Here is a 16,192-nt window from a genome sequence, read left to right as displayed (position 1 = left end):
GTGGTCGGGGGCCGGGGCGGGCCGCGTCAGGAGTGGAAGGGCAGTCCGGCGCCGGCCGCCAGCTCCAGGTCGTCGGTGTCCTCGGCGGGCAGCAGGGTCGCGGTGCCGTCGGTCACCGGGACGACGCCCAGCTCCAGCAGTTCGCCCATCGCGGCGGTGCCCGCCATGTCGCGGACCTGGAGCTGGTAGCGCGCCGTCGTCCGGTAGGTGCCGCCGGCGTCGTCCCCGGTGCGCTGGAGGAAGCCGGATTCGGTGAGGAACGCGACGGCCTTCGCGATGATGCCGGTCGTCGAGCCGGCCAGTCTTCGGGCGTCCTTGGTGGCGCCGGTGGAACTGCGCCGGGCCCAGATCCGCCAGGCCGCCTCCAGGCCCGGCGCGTCCGTCGCCGGGTCGGTGTTCTCACCCGTCTCCTCGGCCCGTTCCTCCAGGCGGCGGCAGGCCTGCCGGACGAACGCGTCGACGCCGTTGACCGAGACGCGCCCGATGTAGCCGTCGTCCGCGAGGTCCTCGGGGCGCGGGAAGGCCATGGCGGCGACGGCGAGGTGGGCGAGGCCGTGCAGGAAGCGGTCTCCGGAGTCCGCCGAGGCGCGGCGCGCGTAGTCGCCCATGCGGACGGCGAAGACCGAGTCCTCGGCGGCGGTCACCGCCATCCCCGCGCGCGGGGACACCTCCAGGACGATGAGTCCGAGGCCCGCCGCGACCGCGTCGGCGAGCCGCGCGAACGGCGGGTCCTCGCGGTAGCGGCGCAGCAGTTCGGCGTACTCCTGGTCGCGTGCGGGCTGCAGCTTGGGCTGGAGTCCGAAGGCGACGAGCCGCGCCGCGTCGGCGGCGTCGGCAGGGGTGACGGGGGCGTTCGCCGGAGCGGCGACGGCCTCCGGTTCACTCCACTCGACGTGCTCGGTCACGGCTGGGACTCCTTGTTCGGACGTACGGGGTCGGGACGGCGAGGTACGGGGTTCGGCCGGCCATGGGCAGCTACGGGGGCGTGGGCCGTGGCGCCCGGCAGTGCTCGTCGGCCGGGAGGGGCCGGGTGGTACGGCGGGGCGTTCACGCGCGGTCCGCCTTCATCCCTGCCGCGTCGAGGAGCGCCATGCCCACGATCAGGTCGGCGCCGCCGAACTCCGGGTCGTCCAGCTCGGTCCCGTCGTCCACGGCGAACAGCAGGCGCTCCTCGCCCTGGCGGTAGGCGGTGCCGACCGGCGGGCTCGCGGCGTGCACCGCCAACAGGGCGACCAGATAAGGAAGTTCGGGGTCGCGGCGGCGGGCGTCGGCCAGCAGACCGGACAACCGGCGGGGGGCGTCGGCGGGGAGGTTCAGCAGGTCCATGGCGGAGGCCAGCTGCTGCTCGCTGAAACGGCTGTCGTCCGGTGTGGCGATCAGGTCGGGCTCGGGCATCTCCGCGCCGAGGTGCTCGCGCTCCTGCGGCGGGGTCAGCAGGATGTCGACGAGATCTCCGACGCGGACGGCGACAGGGGTGCGCAGGCCCGTGCCCCGGGCGAAGAAGGCGTCGGTGACGCGCAGCGCGCTCTCGACCGGGAGGGGCAGCACGGGCGCGACGAGGTGTCCGTACAGGTCGATGCCCGAGGTGGTCATGGGCGTGCCGAAGGCCTGCCGGTCCTGCTCGGCGCGGAACAGCGGTCCCGCCTCCAGGAGGCGGGACTGGAGCTGGGTGTGCCGGCGGATGCAGTCCTTGACGATGTCGACCAGCTCGGCGGCGCGCCGCTTCTGCTCGGGGTCCTCGGACTCGTCGCGGGCCTTGCGGATGTTGGTGAGGATCGCGTTCTCGTGGCGGTACCGGTCGGCGACGTGGTCCAGGGCCTCGGCGATCATGTCGGGGACGGCCTGGAGCCAGTCGACGGCCCGTACGTTGCGCCGGGTCGCGTCGAGGGCTTTGCGGAGGGTCTCCGCGTACTGCACGGTGCGGTAGCGGGCCTGCTCGGCGGCGAGCTGCGCGTCGGCGAGCCGGCCGCGGCTGATCAGGACCTCCAGCTTGACCTCGGCGGCGATCTGCGCGCTCGTGACGTCCGTGTCGAGGGCGCCGACCAGGACGTTGACCGCTTCGTCGGTCGTCCGGAGGTAGACGCTGCCCCCGTAGCCGGGGACCTCCTCGATCAGCTTGAAGTCGTAGTCACGCCGGACGTACGAGCCGTCCGGGGCGAAGGTGCCGTACACGGCGCGGAAGCCCCGGTCGACGCTGCCGACGTTGATCAGGTTCTCCAGGACCCAGCGGGCCACGCGCTCGTGCTCGACGACGGGGCGGCGGGGGGCCTGGGCGGCGATGCGCGGGATGAGCCTGGCCACTATCTGGTCGTGGTCGGCACCCGTGTCGAAGTCCATGTTCAGTGTGACGAGGTCGATGGCGGCGAGGGCGACCTCGGCCATGCCGTACACCGTGTACTCGCCCGCGAGGTTCGCCTTGCGCACGTCCAGGTCGTGCAGCGGCGCGGTGCAGGCGAGCGCGCGCAGCCGCCGCGCCAGGCCCTCGTCGGCGGCCGGACCCGGAGCCGGGCGCGGCCCCGCGCTGAGCTGGGGCGGAACGCTGTCCGTCGTTGCAGGCGAAGTCACGGTGCACAGACTAGGTCCTCGGTCCGACAACGGTCGAAACGACGCAGAAGCGACCGGCGCCCCCGGCCTGCCCCTGTCCTCGCCCTCCCTGTCGCCCCGCGTTCTCGTCGACCCCGGCGTTCGCCCCCGCCCTCAGGCCGCCCGATCCGGCAGGCCTGATCGGCGCGGCAGGGCCGGCTGGCCCGACCGGGACGGCATGCCCGTCCGACCGTCCCGGCGGGAGTGCCGGATCGAGGCCGACCGCCCCGGTGGAACTGCCGGATCGAGCCCCCGGTTCCGGTTTCGTCCGGATCGGCCTCCCCGGCCATGGAGCACGGCGGTGCGAGCTCGGCCGCTCCCAGGGCCGGGGGCGCGCCCAGGGCCGGACGCGCCTCCCAGGGCCGACGGCGCTCCCAGGGCCGTGCGCGGCTCGCCCGCGGCCTCGCCGCTCGCGACAGGTCAGGGGCCCTCCGGGCGCCCGCCCGGCAGAGCCGCTTGCAGGCTCCCGGGCTCCTCACCCGGGACCGCCGGTCAGCCGGTCCCCTGTCCCCCGTCCGCCACCCGACGTGCGTACACCTCGACGAGGCCCTTCAGGGAGTCGGCGAGGTAGGCCGCGAGGAGGTGCTCGGCGGTGTCTCGTGCGCCCTCCTGGAGGGTTCGGAGGATCTCGTGGTTGCGGGCCAGATAGGGCTCGTGGAGCCGGCGCGGGTCGTCCACGACGTGGAAGGCGAGGCGGAGTTCGGCGAAGACGCTGCGCATCACCTCGTCGGTGCGGGCGCTGCCGGCCAGGGCGACCAGTGCGCGGTGGAAGTGGATGTTGGCCGTGGACACCCCTTTCCAGTCACTTTCAGCGGCTGCCCGCCGCCCCTCCGCGACGGCCGCCGCGAGCCCCTCCACGGCGTACGGGGGGTCCCCGAGCCCGTGGACGACGGCGCACTCGACGAGGGCCCGGGTGCGGTAGATGTCCTCGACGTCCTCGACGGTGAGCACCCGCACGAAGACCCCGCGATTGAGCTCGTGCACCAGCAGCCGTTCGTGCGTGAGCAGCCGGAACGCCTCCCGCAGCGTGTTCCGCGAGACGCCGAGCGCGCCGCCGATGCTGTCCTCGGACAACCGCGTCCCGGGCGGGAAGAAGCCCTCGGCGATGCGGGACCTGAGGATGTCCGAGACCCGCTCGGCGGTGCTGGTGCGGCCCAACAGGGCTCGGTCGTCGGCCAGTTCCGTCAGCTCTGCCATGCCCGGAATTCAACCGCAGACCCGGGAACGAAACAACAGGGGTATTGAAGGATCGTTCAACGATCCTCTACCTTGTCGAACAGGCGCCGGCAGACACGACCCACGGACCGCCCCGTTCGCACCGCCCCGGCGCCCACCGCTTCCGCACGGCACGGCTCAGTCCTCAAGCACCCTCCGTCCCTCCCTGCGAGGTGCCCATGAGCACGACCCCTCCGCCCCCGTCCCTGACCGCCGACACTCCACCCGTCGCGGGTGAACCCACCGTCCAGGAAGGCGCGTTCGGCTGGCTGCGCGCCCTCGGCCCGCGCGGCCGACGTGCCTTCGGCGGCGCGTTCGGCGGCTACGGCCTCGACTCGTACGACTACTTCACCCTGCCGCTCAGCATGGTCGCCCTGGCCGCCTACTTCGGCCTCGACAGCGGCCAGACGGGCCTGTTCACCACTGTCACCCTGGTCGTCTCCGCGATCGGCGGCGCCGTCGCCGGCGTGGTCGCGGACCGGATCGGCCGCGTGAGAGCGCTGATGATCACCGTCGTCACGTACGCGGTGTTCACGGTCGCCTGCGGCTTCGCACCCAACTACGAGACGCTGCTGGTGTTCCGCGCCCTCCAGGGCCTCGGGTTCGGCGGCGAGTGGGCCGTCGGCGCCATCCTCGTCGCGGAGTACGCGAGCCCCCGGCACCGGGGACGGACGCTCGGCGCGGTCCAGAGTGCGTGGGCCGTCGGCTGGGGTCTCGCGGTGGTGGTCTACACGCTGGTCTTCCAGTTCCTCGGCGACGATCTCGCCTGGCGCGTGATGTTCTGGACCGGGGCGCTGCCGGCGCTGCTCGTGGTGTGGGTGCGGCGGCGGGTGCAGGACGCGCCCGGGGCGACCGCGGTACGCGAGAAGAGCGCGGACAAGGGGTCGTTCACCGCCATCTTCAAGCCCGGCACGGCGGGGGCACCAGGTCTGCTGCGCACCACCTTCTTCGCGGTCCTGCTCTCCACCGGTGTCCAGGGCGGCTACTACACGCTGGCCACCTGGGTGCCCACCTATCTGAAGTCGGAGCGCGGACTGTCCGTCGTCGGCACCGGCGGCTACCTGACCTTCCTGATCTCGGGTGCCTTCCTGGGCTACCTGACCGGCGGATACCTCACCGACCGGCTGGGCCGCAAGCGCAACATCCTGCTGTTCGCGGTCCTCTCCGCCGCCTGCATCCTCACGTACGCGAACATCCCGAGCGGGGCCAACACCCTTCTCCTGGTGCTCGGTTTCCCGCTCGGCTTCTGCATGTCGGCCATCTTCAGCGGCTTCGGCTCCTTCCTCAGCGAGCTGTACCCGGCGGCGGTACGCGGCACCGGACAGGGCTTCACGTACAACACGGGGCGGGCCGTCGGCGCCGTCTTCCCCACCACGGTCGGCTTCCTGGCCGACAGCTGGGGCGTGGGCGGCGCGCTGGTCTTCGGCGCGATCGGCTACGCCCTCGCCGCCGTGGCCCTGCTCGGACTGCCCGAGACGCGCGGCAAGGAGCTGCTGTGAACGACACCGTCCGGATCCTCCCGCGGAACCCCGCCGAGACCAGCGCCCCAGCCCACGTCCCCTCCCACGGTGTGCGGGAAGCCGACCTTCACGCGCACGCGTGGAGCCCCGGCGAGGCACGCCGCCGCTTCCGCGCGGGACTGTCGCTGCCCACAGCCGGGATCGCCGCGGGCCACACCCAGGCGAACCTCGTCTCGGTCCCCGCCGACTGGGCGTACGAGATGCTGCTGTTCTGCCAGCGCAACCCGAAGCCGTGCCCGGTCCTCGACGTGACCGACGCCGGTTCCTGGACCACGCCGCTCGCCGCGGGCGCGGACCTGCGCACCGACCTGCCGCGCTACCGGGTGTGGGAGCACGGCGAGTTGGTGGCCGAACCCACGGACGTGGTGGAGCACTGGCGCCCCGATCTGGTGTCCTTCCTGATCGGCTGCAGCTTCACCTTCGAGTGGGCGCTGGGAGCGGCGGGCGTGCCGATGCGCCACATCGAGCAGGGCCGGAACGTCTCGATGTACGTGACGGCGCGGCAGTGCCGTCCGGCCGGACGGCTGCACGGGCCGATGGTGGTGTCCATGCGCCCGGTGCCGCCGCAGCACCTGGCGGCGGCGATCCGGGAGAGCAGTCTGCTGCCGGCCGTGCACGGCAGCCCGGTGCACTGCGGTGAGCCGTCGGGACTGGGCATCGAGGACCTCTCGCGCCCGGACTTCGGGGATCCGGTGCTCGCGGCGCCGGACGACATCCCGGTGTTCTGGGCGTGCGGGGTGACGCCCCAGGCGGCCGTGATGGCGTCCCGGCCGCCGTTCGCGATCACCCACGCGCCGGGGCGGATGTTCCTCACGGACGCCCGCGACGAGCAGTACCGAGTGGCCTGAAGAGGCCGGAAGAGGAGACACGGCACCCCATGACCCGGATCGATCTCAACGCCGATCTCGGCGAAGGCTTCGGCCGCTGGCGGCTGACGGACGACGAGCAGCTGCTGTCCGTCGTCACCAGCGCCAACGTGGCCTGCGGCTTCCACGCCGGGGACGCGGCCACCATGCGGCGGGTGTGCGAGCTGGCCGCGGAGCGCGGGGTACGGATCGGCGCCCAGGTCTCCTACCGGGACCTGGCGGGGTTCGGGCGGCGCGCGATGGACGTGCCGTCCGACGAGCTGGCGGCCGAAGTCGCCTACCAGATCGGCGCCCTGGAGGTCTTCGCGCGCGCGGCGGGCTCGCGTGTCGCCTACGTGAAGCCGCACGGCGCGCTCTACAACCGGGTCGTGCACGACGAGGAGCAGGCCGCGGCCGTCGTGGAGGGTGTCGTGCTCGCGGGTGCCGGTCTGCCGGTCCTCGGGCTGCCCTCCTCGCGGTTCCTGAAGGTGGCCGAGCGGGCCGGACTGCCCGTCGTCACCGAGGCGTTCGCGGACCGCGCCTACACGCAGGAGGGCACGCTCGTGCCGCGCACCGAGGAGGGCGCGGTGATCACGGACGCCGAGGCGGTCGTCGAACGCTCGCTGGGGCTGGCCCGGTCCGGGACGGTCACAGCCCGCTCCGGGGAGCGCGTCCCGGTCCGCGCCCGCTCCCTGTGCCTACACGGGGACACTCCCGGCGCGGTCGGCCTCGCCCGTCGGGTCCGCGAGCGGCTGGAGTCCTCGGGCGTGCGTGTGGAGGCGTTCGTATGACGGCTCGCACGACGGGCGACGCGACACCGGCGGTGTCCCCCGGTACCGGCGTCCGGGCCGACCACGGGGCGGCCCGGACGCCCTCGGGGGACGACACCCCCACGGGTCACCGCACGACACCAGCGACCACGCCGACCCGTACGAGGGTGCTTCCCGTCGGCGACCGGGCGCTGCTCGTCGAGGTCTTCTCCGTCGAGGCGGCCCAGGCGCTGCACGCCGTACTGCTGCGGCGCCGCGCGGAGGGCTCACTGACGGTGCGGGAGATCGTCCCGGCGGCGCGCACGGTGCTGCTGGACGGCCTGGACGACCCGGCGCGGGTCGCGGAACGGCTGCCCGGCTGGGAGATCCCTCCACTGGGCACGCGCGCGGACGAGGCCGTCGAGATCCCCGTCCGCTACGACGGTCCCGATCTGGCGGACGTGGCGGCCCTGTGGGGAGTGCCGGTGCACGAGGTGCGGGCGATCCACGCGGCGGCCGAGTTCCGGGTGGCGTTCTGCGGGTTCGCGCCCGGCTTCGGATATCTGACCGGGCTGCCGGAACGGTACGACGTGCCACGCCGGGCGACTCCCCGGACCGCGGTTCCGGCGGGCTCCGTGGCACTGGCAGGCCCGTACACGGGGGTGTATCCGCGCAGTTCGCCCGGCGGCTGGCAGCTGATCGGCAGCACGGACGCGGTGCTGTGGGACCACACGCGCGTGCCGGCCGCACTGTTGGCGCCGGGCACACGGGTCCGCTTCGTCCCGGTGGGCGGCTCATGAGTGACCGGGCCCTGTCGGTGGTGCGGGCGGGCGCCCTGACCACCGTCCAGGACCAGGGGCGCCCCGGCCACGCGCACCTGGGCGTGCCGCGCTCCGGGGCGCTCGACGCCCCCGCGGCGGCGCTGGCCAACCGGCTCGTCGGCAACGCCACCGGGGCGGCCGTGCTGGAGACGACCCTCAACGGCTGTTCCCTGCGCCCTCGTTCGGCGGTCGTCGCGGTCGTGACGGGAGCGCCCTGTCCGGTCACGGTCGACGGGCGGCCCGCGGCCTGGGGAGCGCCCGTCCGGGTGCCCGCGGGCGCTCTTCTGGACATCGGCCCCGCTCGCGCGGGCGTGCGTTCCTATGTGGCCGTGGCCGGTGGTGTGGCGGTCGATCCGGTGCTCGGCAGCCGGTCCACCGACCTGCTGTCGGGGCTGGGCCCCGCGCCGCTGGCGGACGGAACGGTGCTTCCGCTGGGGTGCCCGGGTGCCGGGCACGCGCGTGTGGACGTCGTTCCGCACCCCGCCCCGCCCGCCGAACTCGTCCTGCGGGTGACGCCCGGCCCGCGCGAGGACTGGTTCACGGGATCGGCGGTCCGGACGCTGACGACCCGCTCCTACCGGGTGTCATCGGCGAGCAACCGGATCGGGCTGCGCACGGAGGGACCCGCCCTGGAGAGGGCCGTTTCCGGTGAACTGCCCAGTGAGGGAATGGTGCTGGGCGCGGTGCAGGTGCCGCCCGACGGACGGCCGGTGGTGTTCCTCGCCGACCATCCGACGACCGGCGGCTATCCGGTGATCGCGGTCGTCCGGGAGACGGACCTCCCCGCGGCCGCTCAGGCCGTGCCGGGCATTCCCGTCCGTTTCGTGGCGGTCCGTCGCCGCTGAGCCCCGTCTCGGGCCGTGGGCCCGGGGCGGGAAGCGGGACCGTGGCGGCCCGCGCGTCCCGCATCCGGCCGTCGGACCGTCATGCCGCGTCGGGCTGTTCGGCCACGGACAGGGCTGCGAGCGCGGCCGAGACGGCGTGCGCCGCGCCGATGTCGAGGCGGGAGCTGGTGCCCCGCGCCCGGTGGCGCACCTCGGACGCGGCGAGGGTGAGCAGCTGGGGCAGCAGGTCCGTGCACCGGCGGGCGACCCAGCCCGTTCCCGCGGTGGCGAGCCACCAGAGGCTCGCCGAGCGGGTGGGGACGGCGCACTCGGGTTCCCCGGACGGGGCGGCCCCGGTGGCGATGCCCCGTTCGGCGAGCAGGGCGTGGAAACGCAGGGCGAGTTGACGGTGCCCGCGCTCCCCCGGGTGCAGCCGGTCGGCGCTCCACAGGGCGCGGTCGGTCAGCCACTCCTCCTCGGCGGCGTGCAGATGCAGCGCCCCGTGCCGTTCGGAGAGCGCGTGCACGATGGTGTTGACCGCGCGCTGCCTGCGGGCCAGCGGCCGGGCGAGGGTCCCCGGCAGTCCGAGCATCGAGCCCGGATCCGGCAGGCAGGCCGTCATCAGCAGCGTGTCCCCCGCGCGGAACGCGGCGTAGACGGTGTCCAGCCGTTCGGCGACGGAGCGGATGTCGAACGTGCACCGGAGGGTGTCGTTGACGCCGATGACGACGGACACGACGTCGGGCCGCAGCGCCAGCGCCTCGGGGGTCTGCCGCTCCAGGACGTCCCGGGTCTGCGCCCCGCTGACCGCGAGGTTGGTGAACTCCACGGCCGCGTCCACCGGGGCGAGGCCGTGGGCGAGCAGTTCCGCCCATCCCCGCCACCGGTCCCCCACGGGGTCGCCCACGCCTTCCGTGAGCGAGTCCCCGAGGGCCACGAAGCGAAGCGGTCTCATGCCACGCCCTCCTGGACTTCCTGGATCCGGGGCGGGACCGGGACCGCGTCGTGCGCGGCGAGGAAGCCCGCGACGGCGGCGTCCCAGCCGAAGCACTCGGCACGCGCGCGTGCCGCCCCGCGACGCTCGCTCTCGGGACGGCCGAGCACCAGCCCGACCGCGTCCGCGAAGGAGTCCCCGTTGTCGGCGGCGGTGGCTCCGGCGGAACCGAGGACCTCGGGCAGGGCGGAGAGCGAACTGGCGACGACCGGGGTGCCGCAGGCCATGGCCTCCAGCGCGGCGAGCCCGAACGTCTCGGCCGGCCCCGGGGCCAGGCACACGTCGGCCGAGGCCTGGAGCGAGCCGAGCAGGGCGCGGTCGGCGACATGCCCGAGGAAGGTGACGGGCAGCCTCCGTTCCCGCGCCCGCTGTTCGAGCCGGGCCCTGAGCGGCCCGTCCCCGGCGACGACGAGCACGGCGGGCCGCCCGCGCCGCAGCAGCGCTTCCAGGGCGTCGAGCGCCGTGCCGGGCCGCTTCTCCACCGAGAGCCGTGAGCACAGGACGAGCAGGATCTGGTCGGCGCGCGCGTGGCGGGACCGCAGCGCCGGGTCGCGCAGGGTGGGGTGGCGGCTCTCCAGGTCGACGCCGAGCGGGGCGCGTACGACGTTGCGGGCGCCGATGCGGACGAACTCGCGCTCGGCGAACTCGGTGGTGCACACCACACGCGCGTAGGAGTGGGCGGTACGGACGTTGAGGGCGTCGGCGGTCCGCCGGGCCATCGCCTCCGGCAGTCCCCAGGTGCGCAGGACACCGTCGGCGGTCTCGTGGGAGACCATCACGGCGGGGACCCGGGCGCGCCGGGCCCAGACTCCGGTCCAGCGCAGGGTGGTGCGGTCCGAGACCTCCAGGCGGTCGGGGGCGAGCGATTCCAGGAGCCGGGCCACTCTCCGTCGGTCGGTCAGCACGCGGTAGCCACCGGTCCCGGGCAGCAGCGGGCCGGGCAGGGTGATCACGCGCCCCTGCTCGGTCTCGTGGTCGCTCGCGCGCTCGCCGGGAACGACCAGCACCGGGTCGTGGCCTGCCGCGAGGTAGCCGGCGCCCAGTTCCCGCAGGGCGGTGCGCAGACCGCCGGAGGCGGGGGCGACGAAGTTGGCCAGCCGTACGATCCTGAGGCTCATGCCGCCACCAGCTTCCGTGCGGACAGGACGTCGTCGTAGTGGCCGATGAGCTGGTCGCCCACCGCGGCCCACGTGCGGCCCTCGACCATGGCGTGACCGGCGGCTCCGTAGGCAGCCCGCGCGGCGGGGTCGGCGGCCAGGGTCAGCACCGCGTCCCGTACGGCGTCGGGGTCGCGGGGCGGGACGAGGAGCCCGGTGCGGCCGTGGTCCACGAGGTCGAGCGGTCCGCCGGCGGCGGGCGCCACGACGGGCACCCCGCTGGCCATGGCCTCCTGGACGGTCTGGCAGAAGGTCTCGAAGGGGCCGGTGTGCGCGAAGACGTCCAGGGAGGCGAAGATCCGCGCGAGGTCGTCACCGGTGCGTCGGCCGAGGAGGGCCGCGCCGGGGAGGGTGGCCCGCAGGGTGGTCTCGCTGGGTCCGTCGCCGACCACGACGACGCGGACGCCGTCGAGTCCGCAGACCCCGGAGAGCAGTTCGACGTGCTTCTCCGGGGCGAGCCGGCCGACGTAGCCGACGATCAGCTCGCCGTTCGGGGCCAGCTCGCGGCGGAGCGCCTCGTCCCGGAGAGCGGGCCGGAAGCGCGCCGTGTCGACGCCGCGCGCCCAGAGCCGGACACGGGGCACGCCGTGGGTCTCCAGGTCGGACAGGGCCGCGGTGGACGGAGCGAGTGTCAGGTCGGCGGCGGCGTGCACGGAGCGGATGCGCCGCCACGCGGTCGCCTCACCGGCGCTGATGTACGTACGGGCGTATCCGGCCAGGTCGGTCTGGTAGACGGCGACGGCGGGGATGCCGAGCCGGGAGGCGGCCGCCATGCCGCGGACGCCGAGGATGAAGGGGCTGGCCAGGTGGACGATGTCCGCGCGGTGTTCGGTGATGGCCGCGGCGACGCGTCGGCTGGGGAGGGCGACGCGGACCTGGGGGTAGCCCGGGAGCGGGAGGGAGGGGACACGGACGACGGGACACGGCGCGAGGGCGTCGGGTCCGTTCCCGGCGGAGGTGGCCGGGGCGACGACGAGGGGAGCGTGACCGCGATCGACGAGGTGCCGGGCGGTCTGGAGCGCGCAGTGGGCCACGCCGTTCACATCGGGGGGAAAGGATTCGGTCACGATGACGACACGCATACGGGTGTTCTCGCCGTACTGGACGTGCCCGCGTCAACGTCGATCTTTGCGAACGGTGAACGTCCCGTGAGCGTTGCGCACCGCACCCGTCCAGGTCAGCCCCTGTCCACGCGACTCCGGCTCACGGGCCACCGCCCGTTCACACGGCGGGCATGTCGGGCCCGATCCGGCTCCTGACCGCTGTCTGGACCTCGGCCTCCTCGGCCGGATCCGCCGCCAGTCGGCGCAGTTGGTCCACCACGCGCGCGTCGCCGGTCTCGGCGTGCCGTGCGGCGGTCTCCCGGGTGGTCTCCTCGCAGTCCCACAGGCACTCGACGGCGAAACCGGCGGGGAAGGAGGGATCGGTGACGGCCAGGGCCCGCGCGGCCCGCTGGCGCAGGTGCGAGGAGGCGGTCTCCCGGTAGATGTGGCGCAGCACGGGGGCGGCGCAGGCGATGCCGAGCCGTCCGCTGCCGTCGACGAGGGTCCACAGCGTCGGCGCGTCGGGCCCTTCGCCCCGTACGGCCTCGCGCAGGGCGCCCAGCACGAGGTCGCGGTCCTGTGCTCCGCCGCGGCAGGCGAGGACGCGTCCGGCGGCGGCGCCGAGGGCGTCGGGCCGGTGCGCCCAGCCGCGGGCCCGGTCGACCGCGGCGACGCCGCGCATCCGCTCGAAGGCGTCGACGGCGGCCTCGGTGACACCGGTCGAGCCGTTCGCCACGGCCGCCTCGATCAGGTCGAGGGCGTCGGGGTCGTTGCCGTCGGCGAGGTAGCGCAATGCCGTGCAGCGCGCGCCCTCGGCGCCGTCGCGCGCCGCCTCGACGATCTCGGGCCGGTCCTCGGGGCCGGCGACGGCGGTCAGGCAGCGGGCGGCCGGCACATACAGCGCGGCTCCGCGGTCGATGCCCTGCTGGGCCCAGTCGAAGACGGCCTGGACGCTCCAGCCGGGGCGAGGTCCGGACGGGCGCATCTGGCGCTGCCAGCGGTCGAAGGACCCGGCTTCCTGGGCGGCACGCACGCGGGCCGCGACGGAGGGGCGCGGGTCGTCGGCCCACAGCCGCCAGGGCCGTGGTTCGAACGCGTCGCGCACGGCGGCGGTGAGGGCGGCCTCGCCCTCGGGGTCGGCCGGGAACCGGGCGAGGGTCGGGACGGCGAGCGCCCGCAGACCGGCGTCGTCGTCCCGCAGGGCGAGTTCGTCGAGGGCCCAGGCCCAGCTGGTGCCGGTGGCGGCGTACCTGCGCAGCAGCGCGAGGGCGTCCTGCCGGCCGTAGGAGGCGAGGTGTCCGAGGACCGCGAGGGAGAGCCCCGTGCGGGACTCGCAGTCGTCGAGGACGTCCTCGGCGTCGAAGAGGTGCCGCTCGATCTCGTCCAGCTCACCGGCCAGATCGAGGTAGAGACGGGCGTAGTACAGGGAGCGGTTCTCCACCTGCCAGTCGTGGCGGGGATCCCGCAGCACACAGTGGTTCAGCGCCGCGAGCGCTTCGGCGCGCGGTGCGGTGAGCGCGTGCAGCGTGCCGTCGCCGCGGCCCCTCTGGAGCAGGCCGAGCAGCGTACCGCTGGGCGCTATGACCGGATCGAACATGGGAAACAGCCTCACATCAAGCGTCGACGCAACCGGGATCCTGCATTACCTGGCCGCGTGACAACACGTCGGGGCGCCCGCCGTCTCTTGCTTGCTGTAGACCATCTTCCTCTGCCTCTCGTCGGTGGCCCATGCGGGCCGCGTCACGGCCCGCGCGGTGCGGCAACATCTGCCCGGCCATCACGTCCGTGAATCACGTCGTCATGATGACTCGGCAGTTCTTCCTGCCGCGACCGTATTTCCGGCGGCCCCGTTCCGCCTCCCTTTTTTCTTGCGTCGCGCCTGGTCAGAGCGTCGACGTCAGTGCGCGCCGAACAGTTCGAGCACGTCGGTCTTGGCGAACATGCGGGCCGTGTCGACGGCCGAGGGCGTGCCCGCGGCCGGATCGGCACCGGCGGCCAGGAGAACCCGGATCACCGCGTCCTCGCCCTTGAAGACGGCCCCCGCGAGCGGGGTCTGGCCGCGGTCGTTGACCCGGTCGGCCTCGGCACCGCGGTCCAGCAGGGCACGGACCGCCTCCGCGTGGCCGTGGTAGGCCGCGAGCATCACGAGCGAGTCGCCCCGGTCGTTGGTGAGATTCGCCGGAACGCCCGCGTCCACGTACGCCACGAGCGTCTCCGTCTCGCCGCGCCGCGCCAGATCGAAGATCTTCGTCGCGAGCTCCACGACCTCGGGGTCGGGGACTTCACTCATCGGGGCGGACCGCCTCTCAGTGCAACCGTTCGGGTGAATCGACAGGGTACTGGCTCCACGGGCACATGACCGGCATCGCCCGCGGCAAAGATCACAAAAGGCGCGCAAGGCGCAACGGACCAGCTCAGGCGGCCCAAGAGAGCTCCATCGCACGAGTGAAAACAGCCGAAATTCACCCAGTTGCACCTTTTATCGTATGGATACATGCTGTGATCCTGGAACAACTCATGGTGACTGTCCCCACGAACCAGGAGAGCTCAAATGATTCTGTCCATGTCAGGCGTCGTCCTTCTCGGCATCATCGTCTTCCTGTTCTTCAAGAAGGACGGACTGAAGGCGTCGCACGCTCTGGTGGCCGCACTCTTCGGCTTCTACCTCGCGAGCACGGCCATCGCACCGAGCATCAAGGCCGGCGGGGAGAGCCTGGCGGGCCTCCTCGGCGGGATCAAGTTCTGACGACGTCCCCCCACTTCGTACGCACCTTCAGGAGACAGCAGTGGCTCGGCGCCCTCTCCCCCGCATCCTCGTCAACGGCAACGCACAGATCGCCAAGAGCCGGGAGCTGGCCCGGACGGCAGCCGACAGCGCCACCGACGTCCTCCATCCACTGATCACGGTCACTCGTGGACTGCGCCGGCTGGCAGCCGCCGGACGGCGCAAGTGGGCCGCCACGCCCAAGGACCGGCGCGGACCACTGCTGTTCCTGGTGGCCTCCGTGATCCTGGTGGTGGCTCTGGTGCCGTACGGACCGCTGCTCGCCGTCATCAGCCTGATGGCGGCGGCAGCCTGGACCGGCCGGGAACGCACCCCGCCGCCCCCGACCGGTCCCGACGAGGCGCAGACCGGACGCCTCCAGTCGCTCTACGAGGCCCTCGTGCCGTACTTCTCCGCGGCCGAGGACCCCGCTCCCCTCTACGCCCACGGCGGCGACTGGGAGAAGGCCTTCGCCTCGTACGACTTCGACGACGACGGCCGGGTCTCCCGTCTCCTCGTCCGCTACCCGGCGTACTTCACCGACGGCGAGCCGGACGCCCGCGCGCGGATCGAACAGCTGCTGCACGCCAAGTCGGGCCGCGGCCGCGAGTACCACTTCGAGTGGGACGAGGAGGGCAACGAACTCACGGTCACCGTCCTGCCGCCGCTGCCCACCGACATCACCGCCCAGCGCTTCGTCACCGCGCCCGGTGAGACGGTCCTCGGCTTCACCGATCCCACCGACGTCCAGCGCACGCTCCCCCTCAGCTACGGCGAGGAGCAGCGGGACGTCCCGCCGGTCGTCTGGCGCACCGGCGTCCGCTCGACGGAACCCCACCTGCTCGTCGCGGGCGAACCGGGCACCGGCACGACCACGCTTCTGCGTTCCATCGCTCTCCAGGCGCTTCAGTACGGCGATGTCGTCATCGTCGACGGCGGAGGCACCGGCGAGTACGCGTGCCTGACCGGGCGGGACGGCGTCCTGGCCGTCGAGTGCGGAACGGCCGGAGCGCTCGGCAGCCTGGAGTGGGCCGCGCACGAGACGGAGCGGCGGCTGATCGCCGCGAACCGCGCTCTCCAGTCGGGGCATCCCGCTCCGGACGACATCAAGAACCCGCTGTGGATCCTGGTCGACCGGCCGACCGCGCTGGCCCACCTGGCCACCGCCGACGGCCGCACGGACCCGCAGTCGCTGCTCCAGGTGCCCCTGCGGCACGGCCGGGCGGCCGGTGTCACGGTCGTGGTGGCCGAACACTTCGAGCACCTCGACTTCCTCAGCGACGCGGTACGGCAGCACACCCGCGCGCGCGTGGTGCTCGGACCGGCGTCCGCGGGCCAGCTGGAGATGATCCTGGGGGCGCCGCCGCACACCACGCCGACCCGCGACGTGCCGCCCGGGCGCGGCTACGCCCGACTGGGCACGGGACCCGTCCTGCGCCTCCAGGTGCCGGCCACGCCCGACCCGTACGACGACGCGACGAGCGAGACGCAACGGCGAGCGGTGCTCGACCTCCTCCCGGAGCGGACCACTCCGGTGGATGCGGAGCCGGTCCCCTCGGAGGTCGCCGGGGTCGCGGTCGCGGAGGGATAGAGCCTGCCCGGGCGAGTCGTCCGCCGCGTCCCACGGCGGACGACTCGCCGGAGAGCTTCCCGTGTATGACACAGGGGCGGAGACCC

General features: G+C 73.7%; 15 protein-coding genes. 7 read left to right on the top strand and 8 right to left on the bottom strand.

Going from position 1 to position 16,192, the window contains the following annotated elements; genetic code table 11:
- Positions 1-26 precede the first annotated feature (26 nt).
- The 3 genes from OG406_RS32835 to OG406_RS32825 all read right to left on the bottom strand — a co-directional run bounded on the left by OG406_RS32835 (position 27) and on the right by OG406_RS32825 (position 3,780).
- Entirely contained in the window at positions 27-905 is an 879-nt protein-coding gene (locus tag OG406_RS32835; RefSeq protein WP_164370045.1) for a hypothetical protein, read from the bottom strand.
- 142 nt (positions 906-1,047) lie between these two features.
- Positions 1,048-2,565 carry a hypothetical protein gene (locus OG406_RS32830; protein ID WP_164370044.1) on the bottom strand — a complete coding sequence of 506 codons (1,518 nt, stop codon included), beginning with the start codon at positions 2,563-2,565 and terminating at the stop codon, positions 1,048-1,050.
- 510 nt (positions 2,566-3,075) lie between these two features.
- A complete protein-coding gene (locus OG406_RS32825; RefSeq protein ID WP_329189196.1) occupies positions 3,076-3,780 on the bottom strand; it encodes a GntR family transcriptional regulator in 705 nt (234 codons plus the stop codon).
- A gap of 197 nt (positions 3,781-3,977) precedes the next feature.
- Here OG406_RS32825 and OG406_RS32820 point away from each other — a divergent pair, with 197 nt between their 5' ends.
- The 5 genes from OG406_RS32820 to OG406_RS32800 all read left to right on the top strand — a co-directional run bounded on the left by OG406_RS32820 (position 3,978) and on the right by OG406_RS32800 (position 8,578).
- Positions 3,978-5,297 carry an MFS transporter gene (locus tag OG406_RS32820; RefSeq protein WP_164370042.1) on the top strand — a complete coding sequence of 440 codons (1,320 nt, stop codon included), beginning with the start codon at positions 3,978-3,980 and terminating at the stop codon, positions 5,295-5,297.
- Positions 5,298-5,368: 71 nt separating this feature from the next.
- On the top strand, positions 5,369-6,166 hold the full coding sequence (locus OG406_RS32815; RefSeq protein WP_329191053.1) for a putative hydro-lyase: 798 nt from the start codon (positions 5,369-5,371) through the stop codon (positions 6,164-6,166).
- A gap of 29 nt (positions 6,167-6,195) precedes the next feature.
- Positions 6,196-6,954, top strand: coding sequence for a LamB/YcsF family protein (locus OG406_RS32810; protein ID WP_326843616.1), 759 nt, complete (start codon positions 6,196-6,198; stop codon positions 6,952-6,954).
- Positions 6,951-7,712, top strand: a complete 762-nt coding sequence (locus tag OG406_RS32805) for a 5-oxoprolinase subunit B family protein (protein ID WP_329189194.1) — start codon at positions 6,951-6,953, stop codon at positions 7,710-7,712. Before OG406_RS32810 ends, OG406_RS32805 begins: the two co-directional genes overlap by 4 nt.
- On the top strand, positions 7,709-8,578 hold the full coding sequence (locus OG406_RS32800) for a biotin-dependent carboxyltransferase family protein (RefSeq protein WP_327410275.1): 870 nt from the start codon (positions 7,709-7,711) through the stop codon (positions 8,576-8,578). Before OG406_RS32805 ends, OG406_RS32800 begins: the two co-directional genes overlap by 4 nt.
- A gap of 79 nt (positions 8,579-8,657) precedes the next feature.
- On the opposite strand, the gene OG406_RS32795 is transcribed toward OG406_RS32800, so the two are convergent.
- The 5 genes from OG406_RS32795 to OG406_RS32775 all read right to left on the bottom strand — a co-directional run bounded on the left by OG406_RS32795 (position 8,658) and on the right by OG406_RS32775 (position 14,041).
- Entirely contained in the window at positions 8,658-9,512 is an 855-nt protein-coding gene (locus tag OG406_RS32795; protein ID WP_329189192.1) for an SGNH/GDSL hydrolase family protein, read from the bottom strand.
- On the bottom strand, positions 9,509-10,669 hold the full coding sequence (locus OG406_RS32790) for a glycosyltransferase (RefSeq protein ID WP_329189189.1): 1,161 nt from the start codon (positions 10,667-10,669) through the stop codon (positions 9,509-9,511). The genes OG406_RS32795 and OG406_RS32790 overlap by 4 nt, the downstream gene beginning before the upstream one ends.
- Entirely contained in the window at positions 10,666-11,790 is a 1,125-nt protein-coding gene (locus OG406_RS32785; RefSeq protein WP_329189188.1) for a glycosyltransferase family 4 protein, read from the bottom strand. The genes OG406_RS32790 and OG406_RS32785 overlap by 4 nt, the downstream gene beginning before the upstream one ends.
- 139 nt (positions 11,791-11,929) lie before the next feature.
- Positions 11,930-13,348, bottom strand: a complete 1,419-nt coding sequence (locus OG406_RS32780) for a HEAT repeat domain-containing protein (RefSeq protein ID WP_329189186.1) — start codon at positions 13,346-13,348, stop codon at positions 11,930-11,932.
- A gap of 300 nt (positions 13,349-13,648) precedes the next feature.
- Positions 13,649-14,041 (bottom strand): ankyrin repeat domain-containing protein, encoded by a 393-nt coding sequence (locus OG406_RS32775; protein WP_164370033.1) that lies wholly within the window; start codon positions 14,039-14,041, stop codon positions 13,649-13,651.
- A 261-nt stretch (positions 14,042-14,302) separates the two neighbouring features.
- Between OG406_RS32775 and OG406_RS32770 the strand changes: the two genes are divergently transcribed.
- Both OG406_RS32770 and OG406_RS32765 read left to right on the top strand, forming a co-directional pair.
- The gene (locus OG406_RS32770) at positions 14,303-14,497 is read left to right on the top strand and encodes a hypothetical protein (protein WP_037621052.1); all 195 of its coding nucleotides are present in this window, start codon (positions 14,303-14,305) and stop codon (positions 14,495-14,497) included.
- A 40-nt stretch (positions 14,498-14,537) separates the two neighbouring features.
- Positions 14,538-16,106, top strand: a complete 1,569-nt coding sequence (locus OG406_RS32765; RefSeq protein ID WP_329189181.1) for an ATP-binding protein — start codon at positions 14,538-14,540, stop codon at positions 16,104-16,106.
- Positions 16,107-16,192 lie beyond the last annotated feature (86 nt).

It is taken from the genome of Streptomyces sp. NBC_01428, from assembly GCF_036231965.1.
Taxonomy (GTDB): domain Bacteria; phylum Actinomycetota; class Actinomycetes; order Streptomycetales; family Streptomycetaceae; genus Streptomyces.
This window is presented reverse-complemented; position numbering and strand designations above follow the sequence as displayed.